22 protein-coding genes and 1 tRNA gene are annotated in these 22309 nt (G+C 68.6%); 12 read left to right on the top strand and 11 right to left on the bottom strand.

The annotated features are described in order from the left end of the window. The first annotated feature begins 116 nt into the window (after positions 1–116). The 4 genes from KBZ13_RS06985 to murF all read left to right on the top strand — a co-directional run bounded on the left by KBZ13_RS06985 (position 117) and on the right by murF (position 4544). Positions 117–680 carry a L,D-transpeptidase gene (locus KBZ13_RS06985; protein WP_409995625.1) on the top strand — a complete coding sequence of 188 codons (564 nt, stop codon included), beginning with the start codon at positions 117–119 and terminating at the stop codon, positions 678–680. A gap of 94 nt (positions 681–774) precedes the next feature. Further along, on the top strand, positions 775–2391 hold the full coding sequence (gene glgA, locus KBZ13_RS06980) for a glycogen synthase GlgA (protein WP_315859607.1): 1617 nt from the start codon (positions 775–777) through the stop codon (positions 2389–2391). A gap of 24 nt (positions 2392–2415) precedes the next feature. Further along, positions 2416–3144, top strand: coding sequence for a hypothetical protein (locus KBZ13_RS06975; protein WP_255007710.1), 729 nt, complete (start codon positions 2416–2418; stop codon positions 3142–3144). A gap of 14 nt (positions 3145–3158) precedes the next feature. After that, the gene (gene murF / locus KBZ13_RS06970; RefSeq protein WP_255007709.1) at positions 3159–4544 is read left to right on the top strand and encodes a UDP-N-acetylmuramoyl-tripeptide--D-alanyl-D-alanine ligase; all 1386 of its coding nucleotides are present in this window, start codon (positions 3159–3161) and stop codon (positions 4542–4544) included. Here the strand turns inward: murF and glmU are convergent. From glmU to KBZ13_RS06950, 4 genes are all read right to left on the bottom strand, one after another. Beyond that, positions 4468–5865, bottom strand: coding sequence for a bifunctional UDP-N-acetylglucosamine diphosphorylase/glucosamine-1-phosphate N-acetyltransferase GlmU (glmU, locus tag KBZ13_RS06965; RefSeq protein ID WP_255007708.1), 1398 nt, complete (start codon positions 5863–5865; stop codon positions 4468–4470). The genes murF and glmU overlap by 77 nt on opposite strands. 65 nt (positions 5866–5930) lie before the next feature. Beyond that, the gene (gene aroA, locus KBZ13_RS06960; protein WP_255007707.1) at positions 5931–7238 is read right to left on the bottom strand and encodes a 3-phosphoshikimate 1-carboxyvinyltransferase; all 1308 of its coding nucleotides are present in this window, start codon (positions 7236–7238) and stop codon (positions 5931–5933) included. A 44-nt stretch (positions 7239–7282) separates the two neighbouring features. Then, positions 7283–7750: an RrF2 family transcriptional regulator gene (locus KBZ13_RS06955; RefSeq protein ID WP_255007706.1), complete on the bottom strand. Its 468-nt coding sequence runs from the start codon at positions 7748–7750 to the stop codon at positions 7283–7285. Between the two features lie 9 nt (positions 7751–7759). Then, positions 7760–9322, bottom strand: a complete 1563-nt coding sequence (locus KBZ13_RS06950) for a UbiD family decarboxylase (RefSeq protein WP_255007705.1) — start codon at positions 9320–9322, stop codon at positions 7760–7762. Between the two features lie 53 nt (positions 9323–9375). Between KBZ13_RS06950 and KBZ13_RS06945 the strand changes: the two genes are divergently transcribed. From KBZ13_RS06945 to sds, 5 genes are read left to right on the top strand one after another with little or no spacing between them, the layout of a single operon-like run. Then, on the top strand, positions 9376–10125 hold the full coding sequence (locus KBZ13_RS06945) for a 2-phosphosulfolactate phosphatase family protein (RefSeq protein WP_255007704.1): 750 nt from the start codon (positions 9376–9378) through the stop codon (positions 10123–10125). 41 nt (positions 10126–10166) lie between these two features. Continuing rightward, positions 10167–10985 (top strand): carbon-nitrogen hydrolase family protein, encoded by an 819-nt coding sequence (locus KBZ13_RS06940; RefSeq protein ID WP_255007703.1) that lies wholly within the window; start codon positions 10167–10169, stop codon positions 10983–10985. 8 nt (positions 10986–10993) lie between these two features. After that, positions 10994–12106: an N-acetylmuramoyl-L-alanine amidase gene (locus tag KBZ13_RS06935; RefSeq protein ID WP_409995620.1), complete on the top strand. Its 1113-nt coding sequence runs from the start codon at positions 10994–10996 to the stop codon at positions 12104–12106. Continuing rightward, positions 12103–12915, top strand: coding sequence for a glutamate racemase (murI, locus tag KBZ13_RS06930; RefSeq protein WP_255007701.1), 813 nt, complete (start codon positions 12103–12105; stop codon positions 12913–12915). Before KBZ13_RS06935 ends, murI begins: the two co-directional genes overlap by 4 nt. A gap of 22 nt (positions 12916–12937) precedes the next feature. Beyond that, positions 12938–13909, top strand: coding sequence for a solanesyl diphosphate synthase (gene sds, locus KBZ13_RS06925; protein ID WP_255007700.1), 972 nt, complete (start codon positions 12938–12940; stop codon positions 13907–13909). Positions 13910–14044: 135 nt separating this feature from the next. Here the strand turns inward: sds and KBZ13_RS06920 are convergent, their stop codons facing one another. Both KBZ13_RS06920 and KBZ13_RS06915 read right to left on the bottom strand, forming a co-directional pair. After that, positions 14045–15421 carry an ammonium transporter gene (locus tag KBZ13_RS06920; RefSeq protein WP_255007698.1) on the bottom strand — a complete coding sequence of 459 codons (1377 nt, stop codon included), beginning with the start codon at positions 15419–15421 and terminating at the stop codon, positions 14045–14047. A 483-nt stretch (positions 15422–15904) separates the two neighbouring features. Further along, the gene (locus tag KBZ13_RS06915; RefSeq protein ID WP_255007696.1) at positions 15905–16555 is read right to left on the bottom strand and encodes an HAD family hydrolase; all 651 of its coding nucleotides are present in this window, start codon (positions 16553–16555) and stop codon (positions 15905–15907) included. Between the two features lie 116 nt (positions 16556–16671). Between KBZ13_RS06915 and acs the strand changes: the two genes are divergently transcribed. Then, positions 16672–18636 carry an acetate--CoA ligase gene (gene acs, locus KBZ13_RS06910; RefSeq protein ID WP_255007694.1) on the top strand — a complete coding sequence of 655 codons (1965 nt, stop codon included), beginning with the start codon at positions 16672–16674 and terminating at the stop codon, positions 18634–18636. Between the two features lie 35 nt (positions 18637–18671). Here the strand turns inward: acs and KBZ13_RS06905 are convergent, their stop codons facing one another. Genes KBZ13_RS06905 through KBZ13_RS06895 form a run of 3 tightly spaced genes read right to left on the bottom strand, consistent with a single transcriptional unit; the run spans position 18672 to position 20322 of the window. Next, positions 18672–19007 carry a DUF805 domain-containing protein gene (locus KBZ13_RS06905; RefSeq protein WP_255007693.1) on the bottom strand — a complete coding sequence of 112 codons (336 nt, stop codon included), beginning with the start codon at positions 19005–19007 and terminating at the stop codon, positions 18672–18674. Positions 19008–19064: 57 nt separating this feature from the next. Further along, a complete protein-coding gene (locus KBZ13_RS06900; RefSeq protein ID WP_255007691.1) occupies positions 19065–19838 on the bottom strand; it encodes a DUF1350 family protein in 774 nt (257 codons plus the stop codon). Positions 19839–19860: 22 nt separating this feature from the next. Beyond that, the gene (locus KBZ13_RS06895) at positions 19861–20322 is read right to left on the bottom strand and encodes a peroxiredoxin (RefSeq protein WP_255007690.1); all 462 of its coding nucleotides are present in this window, start codon (positions 20320–20322) and stop codon (positions 19861–19863) included. 121 nt (positions 20323–20443) lie between these two features. On the opposite strand from KBZ13_RS06895, the gene KBZ13_RS06890 reads away from it, so the two are divergent. Further along, positions 20444–21367, top strand: coding sequence for a 3'-5' exonuclease (locus KBZ13_RS06890; RefSeq protein ID WP_255007688.1), 924 nt, complete (start codon positions 20444–20446; stop codon positions 21365–21367). 164 nt (positions 21368–21531) lie between these two features. Further along, positions 21532–21771 carry a hypothetical protein gene (locus tag KBZ13_RS06885; RefSeq protein ID WP_255007762.1) on the top strand — a complete coding sequence of 80 codons (240 nt, stop codon included), beginning with the start codon at positions 21532–21534 and terminating at the stop codon, positions 21769–21771. A 76-nt stretch (positions 21772–21847) separates the two neighbouring features. On the opposite strand, the gene KBZ13_RS06880 is transcribed toward KBZ13_RS06885, so the two are convergent. Together KBZ13_RS06880 and KBZ13_RS06875 are read right to left on the bottom strand one after the other, a co-directional pair. Beyond that, a tRNA-Pro gene (locus KBZ13_RS06880) sits at positions 21848–21921 on the bottom strand. Positions 21922–21936: 15 nt separating this feature from the next. Beyond that, entirely contained in the window at positions 21937–22263 is a 327-nt protein-coding gene (locus tag KBZ13_RS06875) for a hypothetical protein (protein WP_315859606.1), read from the bottom strand. Positions 22264–22309 lie beyond the last annotated feature (46 nt).

Genomic DNA, 22309 nt, shown 5'->3' with positions numbered 1-22309 from the left:
GCACCGCACTCCAACTGTTCTTCCCTGGGCGTCCGGGTCCAGGTCGTCGGGGCCGTCGCTGGGCTGGCTTGCGGGGCACCGCCCTGGCCGCCCTTGCTCTCTCCCTGGGCTGGGGCATGGCGCTCAGGCCGGCGCTGGGCGCCCCTGCGCAGGCGGCTTCGGCCGCTCCTCCCCTAGCAGTTCCTGCCAAGGCACCACCGGCCAACCCCTTGACCCTGCTGCCGCCGGATCTGCAGGTCCAGAGCGGCCTGCATCTGGTGCTCGATCGCCGCCGCCGCCGTCTGCTGGTGATCAATTCAGGCGCCCTGTTGCGCCAGTTCCCCGTGGCCGTGGGGATGCCGGGTTGGGAGACACCCGCTGGAAACTTCAGCATCACCGACATGCGCACCGATCCGGTCTGGGAGCACCCCACCAGCGCCAAGCGCATTGCGGCCGGCGCTGACAACCCCCTGGGCAGCCGCTGGATCGGTTTTCACCTTGATTGCAATGGTCGCAAGGCCTCCGATGGCGATCAGGTGCTCGACATCAAGGGTTGTGTCGCGGCCGGTTTCCATGGCACCCCCCACCGCTGGACCGTCGGCCGCGCCGTGTCCCACGGCTGTGTGCGTCTCTATGACGAGGATGTGCGCGCTCTGTTCGAGATGGTGAGTGTCGGCACGCCGGTGACCGTATTGCGCTGACGGTGCTGCGGTGACAGTTCTGCGCTGACCGTGCTGCGCTGAGGCCGTCTGGGGGAGGCCGCCTAAAGTTCAGATCGTCTGGACGGTCGGCCGAATGCGGGTGCTCTTTGCTGCGGCTGAATGCGCCCCGATGGTCAAGGTGGGGGGCATGGGCGACGTGGTCGGCTCGCTGCCCCCGGCTCTGGCGGCCCTCGGCCATGACGTGCGCCTGATCCTGCCCGGCTACAGCCGTCTGTGGAGTCGCCTGACGATCTCGGTTGAGCCGATCTGGCGCGGCCACACCATGGGCACGGATTTCGCGATCTACGAAACGCGCCACCCCGGAAACGGCCTGACGATCTATCTGGTGGGCCATCCGGTCTTCGATCCCGAGCGCATCTACGGTGGCGAAGACGAAGACTGGCGCTTCACCTTCTTTGCCAGCGCCGTGGCCGAGTTCGCCTGGCATCACTGGAAACCGGAGGTGCTCCATTGCCATGACTGGCACACCGGCATGATCCCGGTGTGGATGCATCAGGACCCCGAGATCAGCACGGTCTTCACCATCCACAACCTTCAGTACCAGGGCCCCTGGCGCTGGAAGCTGGACCGCATGACCTGGTGCCCCTGGTACATGCAGGGGGACCACACCATGGCCTCAGCCCTGCTCTATGCCGATCGGGTCAACGCCGTCTCTCCCACCTACGCCAAGGAGATCCGCACCCCCAACTACGGCGAAGGTCTTGATGGCCTGCTCAATTTCATCAGCGGCAAGTTGCGCGGCATCCTCAACGGCATCGACACCGTTGACTGGAATCCGGCCACCGACGCCAGCCTGCCCGCCTGCTTCTCCAGCGAAGATCTCTCGGGCAAAGCCCTCTGCAAGGCCGCCCTGCAGGAGCGCATGGGGCTCACCCTCAACCCCACCACCTTCGTGCTGGGGTTGGTGAGCCGCCTGGTGGACCAGAAGGGGGTGGACCTGTTGTTGCAGGTGGCCGACCGGGTGCTGGCCTACACCGACAGCCAGCTCGTGGTGCTGGGAACGGGCGATCGTCACTTCGAATCGGGTTTGTGGCAACTGGCGGCGCGCCACCCGGGCCGCTTCTCTGTCTTCCTCACCTACGACGATGCCCTCTCGCGCCTGATCTACGCGGGCAGCGACGCCTTCTTGATGCCCAGCCGCTTCGAGCCCTGCGGCATCAGCCAGCTGCTGGCCATGCGCTACGGCTCGATCCCGGTGGTGCGGCGGGTGGGGGGCCTGGTGGACACGGTGCCACCCCATGATCCGGCCCACCACAGCGGCACCGGCTTCTGCTTCGACCGCTACGACCCGCTGGATTTCTACACGGCGATCGTGCGGGCCTGGGAGGCCTACCGCCATCCAGACAGCTGGGCGGAACTGCAGCGTCGTGCCATGACCGCCGACCACAGCTGGGGCCGTTCCGCCCTGGAGTACGACCACATGTACCGGGAAGTGCGCGGGGTCAAGGAGCCCACCCCCTCCGCCCAGGATGTGGAGGCCTTCTCCCTGGGTCAGGATGCTGATCCGAGCCGCCATGGCGGGGCGCCTTCACACCAGGATCCGAAGCCGGAGACCAGTGCTGGCCCTGAGGGGGCTGGCATCGAGGGGCCCGGCCACGACAAGTCAGCGGTTGGATCGGCTGGCGGAACGGAACCGGAACCGGCTCGACGCCATCCCCTCTCGCGGCTGCTGCGGCGTCCCCAGGGATGATCCGGCTGTGTTGAGTCGCGCTCGATGAACGAGCCGATCGGCCCGCCCGGGGATCTGCCAGAGAGCGGAACGGCATTGCCCAGTTCCTATGTGAGCCCGTGGAGCCTGTTGGGCCAGGACCTGCGGGCGGTGCTGGCGAGCCTGGGCCTGCGGGCCAGGGAACTCTGGCGTCGCAACGGCTCGGGCCAGCTCCCCCTGCCGGCCTTCTGGCCCGGCGCCCTCTCCAGGGTGTTCTGGCCCCTTGTGCTGTTGGTTGCGCTGCTGCTGCCGCTCGGCGCCGCAACGCTCTGGGGCCATGGCGGGGCGCGGACCGTGGAGGTGATCCCCCTGCCTGTGCCAACGCCCCTGGAGACCCGTTCCGTTGCAGAGGCCGGAGGGTCGCTTCCGGCGACGATCCCAGCCGATGAACCGGCACCACTGATCGATACGGCCGAACCGCCAGCACCGCCTTCCCCGCCAGCGCTGGCCCTCGACCCCCTGTTGGAGCTTCTGGCCGACGATGCCGGAACCAGCGATGGACCCGCACTGCTGATCGCCGCCCGGCCCCAGCCGGAGCGATCTCTGCTGGTGCTGGAGCTGACGCCCGACTTTCTCTCCCGCTCCGCCGGCGAGCTTCAACGCCAGGCGGACCGCTGGCTTCAGCAGACCAAGGGCCTCGGCTACGACAGGCTCGAGCTGGTCGATGGCCGTGGCCGTGTGCTGGGACGCCAGGCCCGGGTGGGGAGCGGCATGATTCTGCTTTCGTACGGCTGAGGGGGCCTGAAGGGATGCGGCTGTCGCAGCTGGTGGAGCAGTGGGGACCGCCGGTGGGCGGAGCGGATCTGGATCTGGAGCAGCCCCTGGGGCCTGTGACCACCGACAGCCGTTCGCTGCAGCCGGGCAGTCTGTTCGTGCCCCTGGTGGGGGAGCGCTTCGATGGCCACCGCTTCCTCGCCCAGGCCCTTGAGCGCGGGGCTCTGGCGGCGGTGGTGGAGCGCTCGCAGCTCCCAGACGTGCCCGAAGGCCTGCCGGCCTGGCCGGTGGACGACACCCAGGCGGCCTATCAGCTGCTGGGGACTCTGCGCCGCCAAGAGCTGGCGGCAGCGGTGGTGGCGGTGACCGGTTCAGCCGGCAAGACCACCACCCGGGAGCTGCTGCGGGCCGCCCTTGCCCCCCTGGGGCCGGTCCTGGCCAGTGTGGGGAATGAGAACAACGATGTGGGCGTGCCGCTCACCCTGCTCAAGGCCACCGGCGATGAGGCGGCGGTGGTGGTGGAGATGGGCATGCGCGGCCCGGGGGAGATCGAGCGCCTCAGCCGCTGCGCCCGGCCCGACATCGCCGTGATCACCAACATCGGCACGGCCCATATCGGTCGGCTCGGTAGCCGCGAAGCGATTGCCACCGCCAAGTGCGAGATCGTCACGGGTCTTCCGGCCGCCGCTCTGGTGGTGGTGCCGGCGGGGGATCCCCTGCTGGAGGCGGCCCTGTCAGCGGTCTGGCCGGGCCGGGTGCGGCGGCTGGCCCTGGCGGGCGATGGCCCCTTCGATCCGGCCCTGCCGCCGGCCGATGGGATCGGCCAACTGGAGCCCGATGGGACGCACCTCAGCCTGGGGGGGCGCCGCTACAGGCTGCCGCTTCCAGGGGCCCACAACGCCCGCAATCTGCTGCTGGCCCTGACGGTGGCCCTGGAGCTGGGGGTGCCGCCGGAAGCGCTGGCCGATCTGCGCGTGGAGCTGCCGGGGGGACGCAGCGCCCGCCTGAAGGTGGGCGGTGTGCACGTGCTCGATGAGACCTACAACGCCTCGCCCGAGGCCACCGAGGCGGCCCTGCGGCTGTTGGCCCAGCAGGGAGGACGGCGCTTTGCCGTCCTGGGCACCATGTTCGAACTGGGCGAACAAAGCCTGGAGCTCCACGCCGCCATCGGCGCCCTGGCGGCACGCCTCGGACTCGATGGACTGGTGGTGGTGGACGGAGGCGCCGAGGGGCAGGCCATGCTCCTGGCCGCCGCTGGGGTGCCCCTCCTGGAGCGGGTGGCCGATCCCGCCGCCGCCGCCGGCCCCCTGGGGCAGTGGCTGAGGCCGGGGGACACCCTGCTGCTCAAGGCGAGCCGGGGGGTGGCGTTGGAGCGGCTGATTCCCCTGCTGCGGGAGATGTTACCGGCCAGTTTTCCCTGACCACCTGGCGTGCCCGGCCCAGGGCCAGGGCGCCGGCGGGCACGTCTTTGGTGATCGTGGAGCCGGCCCCGACGGTGACCCCCTCCCCCAGCTTGACGGGCGCCACGAGCACGGAATTGGCGCCTGTCTTGCTGCCGGCGCCGATGATCGTGCGGTGTTTGCGCACGCCGTCGTAGTTGGCGGTGACCGTGCCCGCCCCCACGTTGACGTTCGCCCCGAGATCGGCATCGCCGATGTAGCTGAGGTGATTCACCCTGCAGTCGTCAGCGAGGTGGCTGTTCTTGACTTCCACGAAGTTGCCCACCCGGCAGCGCTTGTCCAGCACGGTGCCCGGGCGCAGCTGGGCGTAGGGGCCGATGGCGCAGTCATCGCCCACCGTGGCCCCTCGCAGCACCGAAAACAGCACCTCCACGCCGGCCCCCAGGGAGCTGTCCTCCACCAGGCTTCCGGGGCCGAGATGGCAGCCATCGCCCACGGTTGTGGTTCCGCGCAGGTGGGTCTGGGGCTCGATCACCACGTCGCGGCCGAAGCGGCTGCCTTCGCTGAGTGTGCAGCTGGCGGGATCAATGAAGCTGACCCCCTTCTCCATCCAGTGGCGCCGGAGCCGTTCCTGCAGCACCGCTTCGCACTGGGCCAGATGAATCCGGTCGTTGATGCCCAGAATCTCGTCGGGGTCGGCCACCTCCAGGTGGGTGGCGTGGCCCAGCAGGGCGACGCTGTCGGTGAGGTAGAGCTCCCCCTGGTCGTTGTCGGTGCTGAGCTGGGGCAGCACCTCCGCCAGGCGCTTCCAGTCAAAGCAGTAGATGCCGGCGTTGATCAGATGGTTGCGCCGCTGATCGTCGTTGCAGTCGCGGTGCTCGATGATCGCGCTGACCCGTCCGTCCCCGTCGCTGAACACGCGGCCGTAACCGCTGGGGTCCGTGAGCCTGGCGGTGAGCAGGGTCACCGCCGCGCCGCTGCGGCGGTGCTGATCCAGCAACTTTTCGAGGGTGTCAGCGCGCAGCAGCGGCACATCGCCGTTGAGCACGAGCAGCTCGCCCTCGAAGCCCGCCAGGGGCGCCAGCAGCTGTTGCACCGCATGACCCGTGCCCTGCTGGGGTTGCTGCAGCACGAATTCCAGCCCCGCCACCGCCGCCAGGGAGGCTTCCACCCGCTCCGCCTGGTGACCCACGATCAACAGCTGCCGCTGGGGGGCCAGGTTGCGGCAGCTTGCGAGCACCCGTTCCACCAGGGTGGCGCCCGCCAGGGGCTGCAGGACCTTGGGGAGCTGGCTCTTCATGCGGGTTCCCTTCCCGGCGGCCAGCACGGCGACGGCGAGCATCGATCCCCTGCGGTGAACGGCCGGAATCTACTGGCGAGCTTGACGCCGCTCGAACCAGCCTGGGCTCAGCTCTGGAGCCGGGCGAGGTCATCCCAGAAGCCTGGGTAGGAGACCGCCGCCGCCGCGCTGCGCCGCAGGCGGCTGGTGCCGGAGGCGATCTGGGCCGCCACCGCCAGGCTCATCGCCACCCGGTGGTCGGTTTCGCTGTCCACTTCAGCGCCCCGGAGCGCCACGCCGCCGCTGATCGTGAGCCCGTCGGGGTGCTCCTCGAGCCGGGCGCCCATCGCCCCGAGCTGACGGGCCATCACCGCCAGCCGATCGGTTTCCTTCACGCGAAGTTCCTCCGCGCCCCGGATTGTCGAGACCCCTTCGGCGACGCAGGCGGCCACCGCCAGCACCGGGATCTCATCCACCAGGCGGGGGATCAGATCACCTTCGATGGCAAAGGCTCTCAAGGGGCCATGGCTCACCCGCAGATCGCCCACAGGTTCACCGGCCATCTGGCGGGGGTTGAGGATCTCGATCGCCGCTCCCATCTGCTCAAGCACCTCCAGGATCCCCGTGCGGGTGGGGTTGAGGCCGACGTTCTCCACCGTGAGATCAGCGCCGGGGGTGATCGCCCCGGCCACCAGCCAGAAGGCGGCCGAGCTGATGTCGCCGGGCACCACCACGTGCTGGCCACGCAGCACCGCCCCGGGGCGCACGATCACGCTGCGATTCCCCTCGCCGCCCACCTCCAGGTCGGCCCCGAAGGCGCGCAGCATCCGCTCGGAGTGGTCGCGGGAGCGGGCGGGTTCGATCACGGTGGTGGGCCCATCAGCTGTGAGGGCGGCCAGCAGCAGGGCCGATTTCACCTGGGCCGAGGCCACCGGGGTGGTGACCGTGTCGCCGTGGAGCCGGCGGCCCTGGATCGCCAGGGGGGCGTAGTTGCCGCCGGCGCGGCCGGCGATCGTGGCCCCCATCGCCGCCAGGGGAATGGCCACCCTCGCCATCGGCCGCCGGCGAAGGGAGTCGTCGCCCGTGAGCACGAAGTGGCGACCTGATCGACCCGCGAGCAGCCCCAGGAGCAGGCGCATGGTGGTGCCGGAGTTGCCGCAGTCGAGGATCGATTCCGGCTCAGTCAGGCCATCGAGCCCGACCCCGCGCACCAGCACCGGTTCGCCCGCCACGATCGGCCCCACGTCCGCCCCCATGGCCCGCAGGCAGGCGGCGGTGCTCAGGGGGTCCTCGGCGGGCAACAGCCCCTCGATGCGCGTCTCCCCCTCGGCGATCGCCCCGAACAGCAGGGCCCGGTGGGAGATCGATTTATCGCCCGGCACGCGCACCGATCCCCGCAGGCTGCGAGCGGTGGTGGATCCCAGCTCGAGGGTCATGGACAGCGATGGGGCAGAGGGGGCGAGGTTACCCAGGGGCCCTTTCAGCCCACCATCAGGCCACCGTCCTCCCGCAGGCTCTCCTGCCAGCTGCGCAGGTCGAACAGCAGCTCCTCCAGGCTGAGGGCCTCCAACTCCCGCTGCAGGGCCCGCCTCAGCCGCCGTTGCAGCGCCGACAGCACCCGATCTCCGGCCAGGGCCTCGCTGGAGATCCCTGGGAGCTCGCTCTCGGCCATGGTGCCTGGCTCCCCCAGTCGCACGCCGTCCTCCACCGCCAGCAGGATCGCCGCCAGCCGCACCTGGCGGGCCGGCTGGGCCAGCCGGTAGCCGCCGCTGCGACCGCGGCGGGCCTCCACAAGCTGGGCGCGGCGCAGCTTCAGCAGCAACTGCTCCAACATCGGTGCCGGCAACTGCTGGGCCTGGGCCAGCTGGTTCACCGATTGCCAGCGCTGGGGATCGCGGGCCAGCTCCAGCAGGGCCTTGATCGCGTAGAGGGCGCGCTTGCGCAGCATCAGCTCCGCTCAGCCCCGCGCCGCCAACCGCTCCAGCACGTGCTCAAGGGCGTAGCCGAACAGGGCCGGATCGGGCTCGATCCCATCGAGATCCGCCAGCCCCAGTTCCACCCAGCGGGCGTCGATCTGGGCTTCCAGTTCCGGTGGGCGCGAGAGGGCCTCGCCCCAGTCGTGGCGCTTCTCCGGGCCGATCTTGGTGGTGGCATCGATCGCCAGGCGGCCGCCCAGGCCCAGGCGTTCGCTGGCGAAATCGAGCGAATCGAAGGGGGTGTCCTCCAGCACGAAGAGATCGCGCTGGGGGTCCACCTGGGCGCTGATCGCCCAGATCACCTGGCGCGGATCGCGGATGGCGATGCTCTTGTCGACCACAACCACGAACTTGGTGTAGGTGAACTGGGGCAGGGCACTCCAGAAGGCCATCGCCGCGCGTTTGGCCTGGCCGGGGTAGGCCTTGTCAATCGAAAGGATCGCCAGCTTGTAGCTCAGCCCCTCCATCGGCAGGAAGAAATCGATGATCTCCGGGATCTGCTGGCGCAGGATCGGGGTGTAGAGGCGGTTCAGGGCGATCGCCAGCATCGCCTCTTCCTTGGGGGGCCGGCCACTGAAGGTGGTCAGGAAGATCGGATCGCGCCGCTGGGTGACGCAGTTGAAGCGCACGAGCGGTGAGAGCTCAGCGCCGCCGTAGAAGCCCATGTGATCGCCACAGGGCCCATCCGGGAGCTGCTCCCCGGGGGTGATCGTGCCCTCCAGCACCACTTCGCTGTGGGAGGGCACCTCCAGGTCCAGGGTCTTGCACTTCGCCAGCCGCACCCCCTCGCCGGCGTAGAGCCCGGCGAACAGCCATTCCGAGAGCTGCACGGGGATCGGCGTGGCCGCCGCCATCACCAGCAGCGGGTGCACCCCGATCGCCACCGCCACCTCCAGTTTTTTTCCAAGCGCCGCCGCCTTGCGCAGGTGCCGGGCGCCGCCCCGCACCGAGAGCCAGTGCACGGTCATCGTCTGGGCCGACTGGCGCTGCAGCCGGTAGACCCCCACGTTGGGCACGCCGGTTTCGGGATCCTTGGTGATCACCAGCCCCAGGGTGATCACACCTCCGGCATCGCCCGGCCAGGGGCGCAGCAGTGGCAGGGCGTCCAGATTCACCTGCTCCCCCTTGAACACCTGCTGGTGGCAGGGGGGGGTGAGGTCCCGGTCGGGGCGGGAGCGAATCAGATCCCAGAGCACACCGCCGAAACGGGCGGCTTCCTTGAGGCCCTTGGGCGGTTTGGGTTGCTGGAGCAGGGCGAGGCGGCTGCCGAGCTCTTCGAGCTCCTCGGGCCGCTCCATGCCCATCGACCAGAGCACGCGTTCCACGGTGCCCAGCAGGTTCACCGCCACGGGCATCGGTGAGCCGAGCACATTTTCGAACAGCAACGCCGGTCCGCCACGGGCCAGCACCCGGTCGGCGATGGCGGCCAGTTCCAGGTTGGGATCCACCGGCGCGCTGATTCGGCGCAGCTGTCCGCGGCTCTCGATCAGCTCCAGGAACCCGCGCAGGTCGCGGCTCGCCCGCCGCGTCCGTGGCCCGCCCATTCGTGTCCCACCGGTGCTGCCTACTGTGGCGCACGCGGCCCTGGCGTGCGTTCGTGCAGATCTCCTATTTCCCCACCTCCGAGCTCGTGCCCGCCGATGGCGCCGGCCCGGCTCCCGATGCCGCCGTCGTGATCGACGTGCTGCGGGCGACCACCACCATTGCCTGGTCGCTGGCGAACGGCGCCGAGGCGGTGCAGGCCTTTGCCGACCTGGAGGCTTTGCAGGCGGCTGCCGAAGCCTGGCCCGCCGAGCGGCGTCTGCGGGCCGGCGAGCGCGGCGGTGCGCGTCTGGAGGGCTTCGAGCTGGGCAATTCGCCGATCGCGGTCACCCCGGAGGTGGTGGGGGGCAAACGCATCTTCATGAGCACCACCAACGGCACCCGTTCCCTCGATCGGGTGCGGCAGGTGCCGTTGCTGCTCACCGCCTGCCTGCCCAACCGGGCAGCCGCGGCACGGCGATTGATCGAGCGGGGCTGTGGGCGCGTCTGGATCGTGGGCAGTGGCTGGGAGGGTGATTATTCCCTGGAGGATTCCCTCGCCGCCGGCGCGGTGGCCTCGGCGGCCATGGAGCTGGCGGTGGCCCCCCACGTGGGCGTCAGCTTCGGCAACGATGAAATGCTGGCCGCCCTGGCCCTCTGGCAGCAATGGCGCCTTGACCCTGAAACCTGTCTGCGGGCCTCCAGCCATGGCCAGCGCTTGATCCGCCTGGGCAACCACGACGCTGATTTCGTTTGCTGCGCGGCGATCGACAGCCTCCAGGTGGTGCCCACCCAGGTGGAGCCCGGTGTGCTCCAGGCGGCCTGAGAGAGGTCCCTTACAGTGCCGCCACTCAGGCCTCTTCAGCGGTGACCAGCTTCCTGGCGGCAGCTCTGCAGCTCACCTCCGGCCCGGACACGGACGCCAACTTCGCCGCCGCTGAGGAGCTGATCGAACTGGCCACCCGCCGTGGCGCGGAGCTGGTGGGCCTGCCGGAGAATTTCGCCTTCATGGGCGAGGACGAACAGCGGCTGGCGCAGGCCCCGGCCCTGGCCGAGCGCAGCCAGCGGTTTTTGGTGACCATGGCCCGCCGCTATCAGGTGACGCTGCTCGGCGGCGGCTACCCCGTGCCGGCGGGGGAGCGCCTCACCCTCAACCGCGCCGAGCTGGTGGGCAAGGACGGCCAGTTGCTGGCCCGCTACGACAAGATCCACCTCTTCGATGTGGATCTGCCCGACGGCAACACCTACCGGGAGTCGGAGACGGTGCAGCAGGGCCACGACCTGCCGCCTGTGGTGGACGTTCCGGGTCTGTGCCGCATCGGCCTGTCCATCTGCTACGACGTGCGCTTTCCTGAGCTCTACCGCCACCTGGCTGGAGCCGGCGCCGATCTCGTGATGATTCCCGCCGCCTTCACGGCCTTCACGGGCAAGGACCACTGGCAGGTACTGCTGCAGGCCCGGGCGATCGAAAACACGGTCTATGTGCTGGCCCCCGCCCAGACCGGGGTGCACTACGGCCGGCGCCACAGCCATGGCCACGCCATGGTGATCGACCCCTGGGGCACGGTGCTCTCCGACGCCGGCGTGACCCCGGGTCTGGCCGTGGCACCGATCGACGTGGCCCATCTCCAGCGGGTTCGAGCCGTGATGCCCAGCCTCCAGCACCGCCGCCCGGCGCTGTTCTGACGCCGGCGATGGGGTGCGCCCGGCTGTTGAGGGTTCTGCCCGCCCTCGTTCTCGGTGTGGGTCTGCAGTGGGCCTCCCTGGTGGCCGCCCTGCCGGCGATGGCGGCCAGTGCCCTGTCGGCCTGGCGCTTGAGCCGCGAGGGGGTGCTGGAACTGCGCACCTCCCCTGACATCACCCTCCAGGCGTTCTATGAAGCCGGTCGCGGCGGGTTGGGGCCCCGGATCTGGATTGATCTGCCTGGGGCACCCCTGCGCACCCGCACCCTGCCTGCGGGCGGGGTGGTGCGGGAGGTGCGCATCGGCAAACCCACCCCCAACAGCACCCGGCTGGTGCTCGAGTTTGCCCCCGGCACTGAGCTGGATCCCCGTGAGCTCAAGCTCGAAGGCACCGCCCGGGACCGCTGGCGTCTTGAGTTCAAAGGGCTGGCGGCCAGTGGATTCCAGGCCATCGGCGAAGGTGACCTGGATGCCCCGACCCCGGTGGCCCCCACCGCCAGCTGGCGCACCCCCGTGCCCCGCTGGACCAGCGGCCCGACCCCCTCGGCGGCCGGGCTGCCGGGGGTGCCCCGGGGGCTCTTCAAGGTGGTGATCGACCCGGGCCATGGCGGTCCAGATCCTGGGGCGGTGGGCATCGGTGGCCTGCGCGAAACCGATGTGGTGCTCGATGTCAGCCTGCAGGTGGCCCAGTTGCTGCAGCAGCGGGGGGTTCAGGTGCTGCTCACGCGCACCAGCGAGGTGGATGTGGACCTGCCGCCGCGGGTGTCGCTCGCCAACAGCAGCGGCGCCGACATCTTTCTGAGCATCCACGCCAACGCCCTGAGCATGTCGCGGCCGGATGTGAATGGCATCGAGACCTTCTATTTCGAGAGTGCCAGTGCCCGCAGCCTGGCGGCCTCGGTGCAGCAGGAGGTGCTGGCGGTCTCCCCCGGCAGCCCTGACCGCGGGGTGCGCCAGGGTCGTTTCTTCGTGATCCGCCGCACCGTGATGCCGGCGGCGCTGGTGGAGATGGGCTTCGTCACCGGTGAACTGGATTCACCGCGCCTGGCGGACGGGCAGCACCGCCGCAGGTTGGCCTTGGCGATCGCCACGGGCCTGCTCAACTACCTCAGGGGCGGACAGTGAGTTTGCTGCTGGGGCTCTTTGACAGCGGCCTGGGGGGGTTGACCGTGCTCAACCAACTCCTGGTGCGACACCCGCAGCAGCGCTTCCTCTACCTCGGTGACACGGCCCGGGTGCCCTACGGCCAACGCTCACCCGAGGAGATACGCGCGATTGCCTCGGAGGTGGTGGCCTGGCTGCGGGCCGAAGGGGTAGATGCCCTGCTGATGGCCTGCAACACCTCCAATGCCCTGGCCTTTGATGTGGCCGTGCATGAGGCCGGAGTGCCGGTCTACGGCCTGATCGACAGCGTCGCCACCCAACTGCGCAGCCAGCGCGTGGGGGTGCTGGCGACCCCGGCCACGGCCGCGAGCGGTGCCTACGGCCGGGCCATCCGCCACCACCTGCAGGGTGCGTTGGTGCTGGAGGTGCCCTGCCCGGAGTTCGTGCCCCTGATCGAGGCGGGAAACCTGCGGGACCGACGATTGATCCAAGCGGCCCAGTCCTACCTGCAGCCGCTACTGGAGGCGCGGGTGGAGGCGATCGTGCTCGGCTGTACCCACTACCCCTTGCTGGGGCCGCTTCTGCGCCAATTGGTGCCAGAAGAGGTGCTGCTGGTGGATCCCGCCGTCGCCGCCGTGGCACGGCTGCAGGCGCTGCTTGATGGCCAGGGCCCTGGGCCCAGCCGTCCCCACCAACTCGAGGCGGTTGGCCAAGGCCGCTTCTGCGTCACCGGTTGCGCCGAGAGCTTCGCCAGCGCCGCCACCCCCTGGCTGGGCCAGCGACCAACCGTGGAGCAGGTGTCCCTGCAGTCGCTTTCCCGGGCCTTCTAGGATCGGCGGACCGGAGGGGTCCATGGCAACGGTCGCAGAGTTACTCCAGCCGGTCGAAGCCGACCTCGAGACCCTGCTCAGTGACCTGCGCAACCTCATCGGTGCCGGCCACCCGATTCTTCAGGCGGCCGCCGAGCATCTGTTCAGCGCCGGAGGCAAGCGCATCCGCCCGGGCATCGTGCTGCTGCTCTCCCGCGCCCTGGCACCCGATGGGGAGCTGAGCCCGCGCCACCGGCGCCTGGCCGAGATCACCGAGATGATCCACACGGCCTCCCTGGTCCACGACGATGTCGTGGATGAGGCCTCCACCCGTCGGGGTGTGGCCACGGTTCACAGTCGTTTCAATCACCGGGTGGCGGTTCTGGCGGGCGACTTTCTGTTCGCCCAGGCCAGTTGGCACCTCGCCAACCTCGACGATCTCGAGGTGGTCAAGCTGCTTTCGCGGGTGATCATGGATCTCGCCGATGGCGAAGTGCGCCAGGGCCTCTACCGCTACGACACGGGTCAGAGCTTCGCCACCTACCTCGACAAGAGCTACTGCAAGACCGCCTCACTGATCGCCAACAGCGCCCGGGCCGCCGGTGTGCTCAGCGGACTTCCCGCCGACCAGCTCGACGATCTTTACCGTTTCGGCCGCCAGCTGGGTCTTGCCTTCCAGGTGGTCGACGACATCCTCGATTTCACAGGCAGTGACCAGCAGCTGGGCAAGCCGGCCGCCAGCGATCTGGCCACCGGCTACCTCACGGCTCCGGTGCTCTATGCCCTCGAAGAGCGGCCCTCCCTGGCGGGCCTGATCGAACGGGAGCTCTGTGAGCCCGGCGATCTGGAGCAAGCCCTCGAGCTGGTGCGCGGCTCCGGTGCCATCCAGCGCTCAAGGGCTCTGGCTGAAGAATTCGCCCGTGAGGCCGCCGGCACCCTGGCCTGGCTGGCTCCCTCTGAATCCCGCAGCGCCCTGCTGGCCCTGCCTGATTTCGTGCTCAGCCGCCTGTATTGAGCTCCTGAATCAGTGGTCCATCGCCTCTGAATCCCTGCTCGGTCGCTGCTGAGATCTCGCGCTTTGGGGTGGAGGCCATGAAAATGCCCCCGCCTGGGCGGGGGCGCAGTTGAAGGGCTTGATGACCAACGGCGGTCAGTAGGCCATCGGGTCGTAGGCCTCTTCACCGTGCAGCACGTAGTCGACACCACGATCCTCCTCTTCGGGAGTAATCCGGAGCGGCATGATCGCTCCAAGGATCAAGAGAATCACAGCCGTTCCGATACCCACGAATCCGTAGGTGATGAGTACAGCTTTGAGCTGAACCACAAACAGCCCCAGGTTGCCGCCGGCTGCCATGACTTCGGCAGATTTGGGGAAGTAGTCCGCCGGAACGAGGGCCGAGACGGCGAACACCCCCGTCAGCAAGGCACCGATGGTTCCGCCCACGCCGTGGACCATGAAGGTGTCCAGCGAATCATCGAACTTGATCGCCATCTTCACCCTCACGGCGATCAGGCAGGCCGTAGCCGTGAGAGCACCGATGATGATCGAGTGCCCCATGTAGACGAAGCCAGCGGCGGGAGTGATCCCCACCAGGCCCGCCACAGCTCCGGTGGCCGCACCCACGGCTGTGGGCTTGCCATCGAGGAACCATTCCAGCAGGCACCAGGTGAGCAGGGCCGCCGAAGCCGCGGTGGTGGTGGTGAGGAAGGGGTAACCGGCCGTCTTGGAGGCGAACATGCTGGCCCCGTTGAAGCCGAACCAGCCGAACCAGAGCAGGCCTGCACCCAGAAGAATGAAGGGCACGTTGTGGGGTGGGCTCTTCTGCTCGGGCCAGTTGGTGCGCTTGCCGATGATCGCGGCCGCAACGAGGGCGGACACACCGGAGGCGATGTGCACGACCGTGCCGCCGGCGAAATCGATCGCACCGATGCCAAAGCAGCCGAGGAAGCCGCCTCCCCAGACCATCTTGGCCATGGGGGAGTAAATCAACAGGCTCCAGAACAGGCAGAACCAGAACCAGGCCTTGAAACTGATGCGCTCCACCAGAGCGCCACTGATCAGAGCCGGGGTGATGATCGCGAACATGCCCTGGAACAGGGCGAAACTGGTGGCGCTGATGGCGAAACCATCGGCCAGGGGAGCATCTCCGAGGGGACCACCCACCCCATTGAGCATGAAAAACTCGAGGCCACCGATGAAGGGACTCCCGAATCCGACTCCGAAGGCGAGGCTGTAGCCGATCACCACCCAGAGCACCCCGATGAGACCCATCAGGAAGAAGCTCATCATCATGCAGTTCAGAACGTTCTTGGCCCGGGTGAAGCCCCCGTAGAAGAACGCCAGCCCCGGGGTCATCAGCAGCACGAGGGCCGAGCCGACCAACATCAGCAGGTTGTCGGCCCCATCGGTGGGGACTTTGGTGAGCGCTGCCTTGGCGGCGCCGGCCATCAGTGGCATCACCAGGGCACCGGCGGCCAGGAGGACCACGGCGAACCGGCGCAGGTGAGGGTTCTCCACTCCCGCCATGAATCTGAGGCGGAAGCTGTCAAATGTTTCGAGAGCAGAGGGGCCGGCCGTGAGGGCGGCGCTCCAGTTGGAAAAGGGTTGGGTCCTTCGCATCATCAACGCCCCTTTGCAGGAACTGATCGATAAACGGGCTTGGTCAGAGTCCGGCGATCGCGGCACTGGGCTTGTAGCCAAAGGCACAGATCGTTAAATCCGTGCGCCAATGGGAGGCATTTAGGGGGCATATGAGGCTCTCGGGGGTCGTTCCGCGGCAGAGGTCTCGGCGGGGTTGCTCACCAGCCGGGTGAGTGGTGCCTCTTGGTCATGCTTTAGGAACTAGGGCCGCTGGATGGTGAGCGAGCGATTGGAATGACTTGGACGAGGTTCCCTGCGCTCAGCAAATGCTGCTGGATTGGGTGATCGTGAGTCTCCATACGTTCAGGGGGGATTGAACGTGCGGCCCAGGCCAGCCTCCTCTGCCTACATTCAGCGGTGGGGGAGCGCCTAGGCCAGCTCCACCTCCCGAAGACTGCGAATCAAGCGCACCCCCGCAGGAAAGGCCCCCTCATCAAGATCCCCGGCGAGCACATGCACCTGGCAGCCGGCCTCATGGGCAGCGCGGGCCCCGGCCGGAGAATCCTCGAAGGCCCAGCAATCGCCCGCCGGCACCCCCAGGCGCCGGGCCGCAAGCAGATAACCATCCGGAGCGGGCTTGCCCTGCCCAAGTTCAGGGTCGTCCCCGTGCACCCGCAGCTCGATCAGCCCCAGCCAGGGGTGGGGAGCGGCCTTGCGCGCCACCGCCTCACGGCTGCTGCTGGTGACCAGGGCCATGGGGATGGCCAGCTCCCGGCAGCGGGCGAGCAGTTCCGCCGCGCCATCGATCGCACTGGCCTGGGGCAGCAACTGCCTGGCGATCGGCTGTTGCACGGCCAACAGCTCCTCCGGCGTGGGGGACGGAGCTTCGCCCGCCTTGATCCAGCGGCGCACCTGGCGGGCGTTGTCATCGCGCCGGCGACCCCGCAGGGCCAGCAGCTGTTCGTGGGCCAGCTCCACGCCGAAATGGCGGGCCGCCTCCCGCCAGGCGCGGCCATGCAGGGGCTCGGTGTCCAGCAGGAGACCGTCGAGGTCAAACAGACAGGCGGCGGGCCGGCTCATCGGGCCATCCTCCCAGCCCACCTCCTGGCCTTGAGGCCGCAACCTTCAACATCCGTCTCCCCCCTGGGCGCCCGGGACGGTCGCTGGCTTGAATGGGCGATCGGTGCAGCAGATGGATGAGCGAGGCCACGATCGAATCGGTGCTCCAGGAGCAACGGGTGTTCGCCCCCCCCGCGGAGCTCGCGGCCACAGCCCAGATCGGCAGCCTCGCGGCCTACCAGGAACTGGTGGCCCGGGTGGAGGCCGACCCCGACGCCTTCTGGGGCGAGCAGGCCCGCACGCAGCTGCACTGGTTCACACCCTTTGAGCAGGTGCTCGATTGGAGCCACCCGCCCTTCGCCCGTTGGTTCGAGGGCGGTACCACCAACGTTTCCTACAACTGCCTCGATCGCCATCTCGATGGCCCCCGCGCCGACAAGACGGCGCTGATCTGGGAGGGGGAGCCGGGGGACGTGCGCACCTTCACTTACCGCCAGCTCCATGCGGAGGTGAGCAAGGCCGCCAATGCCCTGCGCTCCCTGGGCATCGGCAAGGGCGACCTGGTGGCGCTCTACATGCCGATGGTGCCCGAGGCGGCGATCGCCATGCTGGCCTGCGCCCGCATCGGCGCCCCCCACTCGGTGGTGTTCGGGGGGTATTCCGCTGAGGCCCTGCGGGACCGGCTGATCGATGGTTCGGCCAAGGCGGTGATCACCGCCGATGGCGGCTTCCGCAAAGACAAGCCCGTGGCGCTCAAGCCGGCGGTGGATCAGGCCCTCGCTGAGGGTTGCCCATCGGTGGAGCATGTGCTGGTGGTGCGCCGCACGGGCCAAGAGGTGGGCTTCACCAGCGGCCGGGACCACTGGTGGCATGAGCTGGTGGAACCCCAGAGCCCCGAGGCGCCCGCCGAGCCGATGGCCAGCGAGGACCGCCTGTTCGTGCTCTACACCTCCGGCTCCACCGGCAAGCCCAAGGGAGTGGTGCACACCACCGCCGGCTACAACCTCTGGGCCCAGCTCACCTTCCAGTGGATCTTCGATCTGCGCGAGGACGACATCCACTGGTGCACCGCCGATGTGGGCTGGATCACCGGCCACAGCTACATCGTCTACGGCCCGCTCTCGAACGGCGCCACCACGGTGATGTACGAGGGAGCCCCGCGCCCCAGCAAGCCCGGGGCCTTCTGGGAGGTGATCGAGAAGCACAAGGTCACGATCTTCTACACCGCGCCCACGGCGATCCGGGCGTTCATGAAGAACGGCCGGGAGGTGCCCGACCAGTACGACATGGGCTCCCTGCGCATCCTCGGCACGGTGGGAGAGCCGATCAACCCCGAGGCCTGGATGTGGTACCGGGAGGTGATCGGCCACAACCGCTGCCCGGTGGTGGACACCTGGTGGCAGACCGAAACCGGCGGCGTGATGATCAGCCCCCTGCCCGGGGCCACCCCCACCAAACCCGGATCCGCCACCCTTCCCCTGCCCGGCATCTCCGCCGACGTGGTGGACATCAGCGGCAACAGCGTGGGGGTCGATGAAGGGGGCTACCTGGCGGTGCGGCGCCCCTGGCCCGGAATGATGCGCACCGTGCACGGCGATCCCGACCGCTTCCGCCGCAGCTACTGGGAGCACATCCGCCCGGCCGATGGCAGCTGGCTTTACTTCGCCGGCGATGGCTCCCGCCGCGATGCCGACGGCTACTACTGGGTGATGGGCCGGGTCGACGACGTGATCAACGTCTCAGGCCATCGGCTGGGCACGATGGAGATCGAATCGGCCCTGGTGAGCCACCCCGCCGTGGCCGAAGCGGCCGTGGTGGGCCGCCCCGATGAGCTCAAGGGCGAAGGGATCGTGGCTTTCATCAGCCTGGAAACCGGCCGTGTGGGCGATGGGGCCCTGGCTGCCGAGCTCAAGAAGCACGTGGGCAAAGAAATCGGCCCGATTGCCCGCCCCGATGAGATCCGCTTCTCCGATGCCCTGCCCAAGACCCGCAGCGGCAAGATCATGCGCCGCATCCTGCGCTCCCTGGCGGCGGGCGAAGAAGTGAGCGGCGACACCAGCACCCTGGAGGACCGCAGCGTGCTGGATTCCTTGCGGGTCTGAGCGGGCCCGGCTTTTCCCTCCAGGCCCCCGCGCCCTCAGCCGGCCACGGCCCCCACCGAGGCCTGCACCAGCAGCACGATCAGCCAGATCGGGCCAATCAGTGGAATCAGGGAGATGAAGATCCAGGCCCAGTGCTTGCCGGCGTCCCGCAGACGACGGACCGTCAGGGGGATCGAGGGGACGATCACGGCGATGGAATAGAGGGTGTAGAGCGCCGCGAGCTGGCTGACCGCGTTGGTCGCGATGGCGAGGACCAACGACACGATGAAATTCGCGAGGACGAACCACCAGAAGTCGCCTCGGGTGGAGCGGCCCTCATATTCGAACGAACGTTGCCAGCCGGAAACGAAGGCATCAACGGGTTGGGCCATGGAACCTTCAGCAAGACAGGTGAATCCCGTACACCCTGTGGCGCGAACCCAAGGCTGTCAATCGATCTCGGCTGATTCGTTGGATTCGTTGCGAGGTTTGGATACTTCGGGTTCCTGCCACCAACGCATCAGCCGTTCGCAGAGTTGCCGCATCTGGCGTACACGTTCCGGATCATCGGCCCAGCTGCCCAGCAGGTTCTGGCGCACACCGGCGCTGGCGGGGGTGAGGTGGTCGCCCGGTAGATCGAGCACCCGGGAGTTGTCGTTCGGCCGCCGTCGCAACACGCTCAGCAGCTCCTCGCTCTGGTCGATGGCATCACGGCTGAAGCGCACCAGCAGGTTGCGGCGCTGGCCGTAGCCGCTGGCAATCAGCCGCAGGGTTTCGTTCGGCGAAGGGCTGAACTCGCTGCTCAGTCCCAGCCGCGGGGCCAACTCTCCGAGCAGCGGAATCGAGCTGGCGGCGGCGAAGTTGTTGAAGCTCAGGGCCACCAGGCCGGCGCAGTTGCGGCCGCCATCGGGGGCGAGCAGGTGCAGCTTGCAGCCCAGGCTGTGGCCGATGCGCAGGGGCGCCAGCCCTGAACGGGGCGGCCGCCTCTCCCTGGCCTGGCGGAAGGCACGCCAGGCCTCATTCGCCTGGGCCTGGTGATCAAAGCCGGGCACATAACCCCAGGCCCGCACCTGGGCCCCCTGGCGGACGAGGGCCTCCAGCAGGCGCCGGTAGCTGAGCTGGGGTGTGAGCGCCAGGCCGGTGCCGCCGATGAACTCCACCAGCCCGATCGGCTCCCGCGGAGTGAGGCACCACAGCGGCACCTGCTGCTGCCAGCCGCTCATCGCCTGGGTCGCTGGGGGCGGTTCAAACCTGGAGCGCCCCCAGCGCCGTCAGGGCTTCGCGGGCGTGGGCGGCGCCATCCAGCAGGTTGTTGAACACATGGCGCACCACGCCGCCACCATCGATCACGTAGGTGACCCGTCCGGGCAGCAGCCCCAGCACGCTGGGCACGCCGAAGGCCTTGCGCAGGGCGTTGCCCCGATCCACCAGAAGGGGAAAGGGCAGCCCATGGCGCTGGGAAAAGCGGCCGTGGCTGGCGGCGTCATCGCCGCTGATGCCCCACACCTGGGCGCCGAGGGCTTCGAGTTCGGCGTGGCGGTCCCGGAAGGCGCAGACCTCGGCGGTGCAACCGGGGGTGTCGTCCTTGGGATAGAAGAACAGCACCAGCGGTTGGCCGTTCAACTGATCGCTGCGGCGCTCAAGGCCGTTCTGGTCGGTGAGGGCGATCGGCGGGATCGGATCGCCCACCTTCAGGGCTGGGGCCACCGGGATGGTGCAGTTGGCACCAGCCTAAGAAGTTCACCCCATGGCTCGGCAGATCGCTCAGCTGTTCGCCTGGCTGAAACCTTGCCAACTCTGAGACCATGAAGGCAACCAGGTCGCGTTGATGGCCAACGAAGTGGGAGATCCGGCTGATGGCCAGTTGCCCCTCTGGGGTGAGCCAACGGCGCGTTCCTCCCAGGATCACCTCGAAGCTGATCTCAGCAAGGCCCTGGCCAGCCTGGGGAAGCCACTCGCCCCTGGGCCGCTGGAGCCAGCCCCAGCTCCCCGTTCCCGCAGCGTCGCTCTGCCCCGCTTGGCCGGAAGCGAGCCCTCAGCTTCGGTGCCCGAGCGGCTGCTGATCCTCGACACCGAAACCACAGGCCTCGATCCCAGCCGGGGGACCTGCATCGAGGTGGGGGCGATCCTTTTTGCGGTGGGCCCCAGGGCGGTGCTCGGTCAGGTCTCGTTTTTGCTCCCCTGCGCCAGCAACCCCTGCGAATCGATCAACGGCATCCCCGCTGCCGTCAGCTGCCTGAATCAGCCCTGGGAGCCCCTGCGGGATGCCTTCGAGGTCTTGGTGGAAGCGACCGACGCCGTGGTGGCCCACAACGCCAGCTTCGATCGCCAGTGGTTTGGCCACGGTTTTCTTGCCGCCATCGGGAAACCCTGGATCTGCAGCATGGATGACATCCGCTGGCCCGCCGAGTTGCACCTGCGGCCCCAGCCCTCCCTGCGGGACCTTGCCCTGGCCCATGGCATCCCCGTCTGGGCGGCCCACCGAGCCCTCACCGACTGCACCTACCTCGCCCAGGTGTTCGAGCGCCGGAGCGATCTGGAAGCTCTGCTGCAGGTGGCCCTGGAGCCCCGTCGCCTCTACAAGGCCAAGGTCTCCTACGACGAGCGCCACCGGGCCCGGGAGGCGGGATTCCGTTGGAATGAGCCCGTCAGGAATGCCTGGACCCGCAGGCTGTCGGAGCGGGAGGTGGCGGCCCTGGCCTTTGAGGTGCTGCCGATCGAGCTTGAGCCCGACCAGCGGCGCAGTGCCTGAGGCCAGGTCTTCAGTGCCGGGGTACAGCGGACCGATCGCAATTGCTTCAGCAATGGGAAGTTGCCTGGAGGTTTCCATCCAGATCCCTCTGGCGCTCCCATGCTGGAGACGTCGCAGGCCCACCCATGGCCACCCCTCCCCTGCTGCCGCGGGTCCGCCGGCGCATTGGACCCCCGTTCGGCCCATCATTCGGCCGCAGGGCCCGCGTGCGCCGTTGGCAGGACAGCCGCACCTGGGCGCGGCTGATTCGAGAGGCCGAAGCCCTCTGGCATGTGGACGTGCGCGACCTGCGCCGGCTGGGGGCCCTGGAACTTTCTCAGTTGCTGCAGGAGGTGCCGCCGCGCCTGAGGCCCCGGGTGAACCGCTGGCTGACTCGCTACGGGGTGATCACCCGCCTGGCATGAGCCACAAAAAAGCCGGCTGGGGAGGCCGGCAGTGAAGCGAAAGTTGTGGATTTCGTTGCTAACGAACGTCAGTGAATCGGAGCGACAGGATTTGAACCTGCGACCCCCACTACCCCAAAGTGGTGCGCTACCAAGCTGCGCTACGCCCCGGCGAGATGGAAGCTATCACAGCCCCTTCGAGCCCCTGGGCAGCTGGCCTTGCTGCCGCTTGATGCGCTTGAGCAGGCGTGCGGTCAACCGCTCACGGTTCAGGCGGCCGTAGCCGCAGATCCGCATCTGGGCCCCCAATTCGCGTAACTCCGCCAGGTCGAGGGCCGCCAGCCGCAGTTCCGGCAGCCTTCGCCAGGCCATCGAAGTGACCGGCAGATCCGAACCCCTGCGGTTGTCGCGGAAGCTCACCAGGGCGCTGCCCGCCATCCATTCAGGCACCAGCACGAACAGCACCGCCAGCAGGCCATACAGCTCCACCAGTCCCTTGGGCAGGGGGTGCAACTGGCGCCTCTGGCCTGGTGGCCTGAGCCTGGGCTCGGGGGGCGTC

The organism is Cyanobium sp. ATX 6F1 (assembly GCF_024346315.1).
Taxonomy (GTDB): Bacteria; Cyanobacteriota; Cyanobacteriia; order PCC-6307; family Cyanobiaceae; genus ATX-6F1.
The sequence above is the reverse complement of the archived record's forward strand: the minus strand, read 5'-3'. Positions and strand labels throughout refer to the sequence as shown.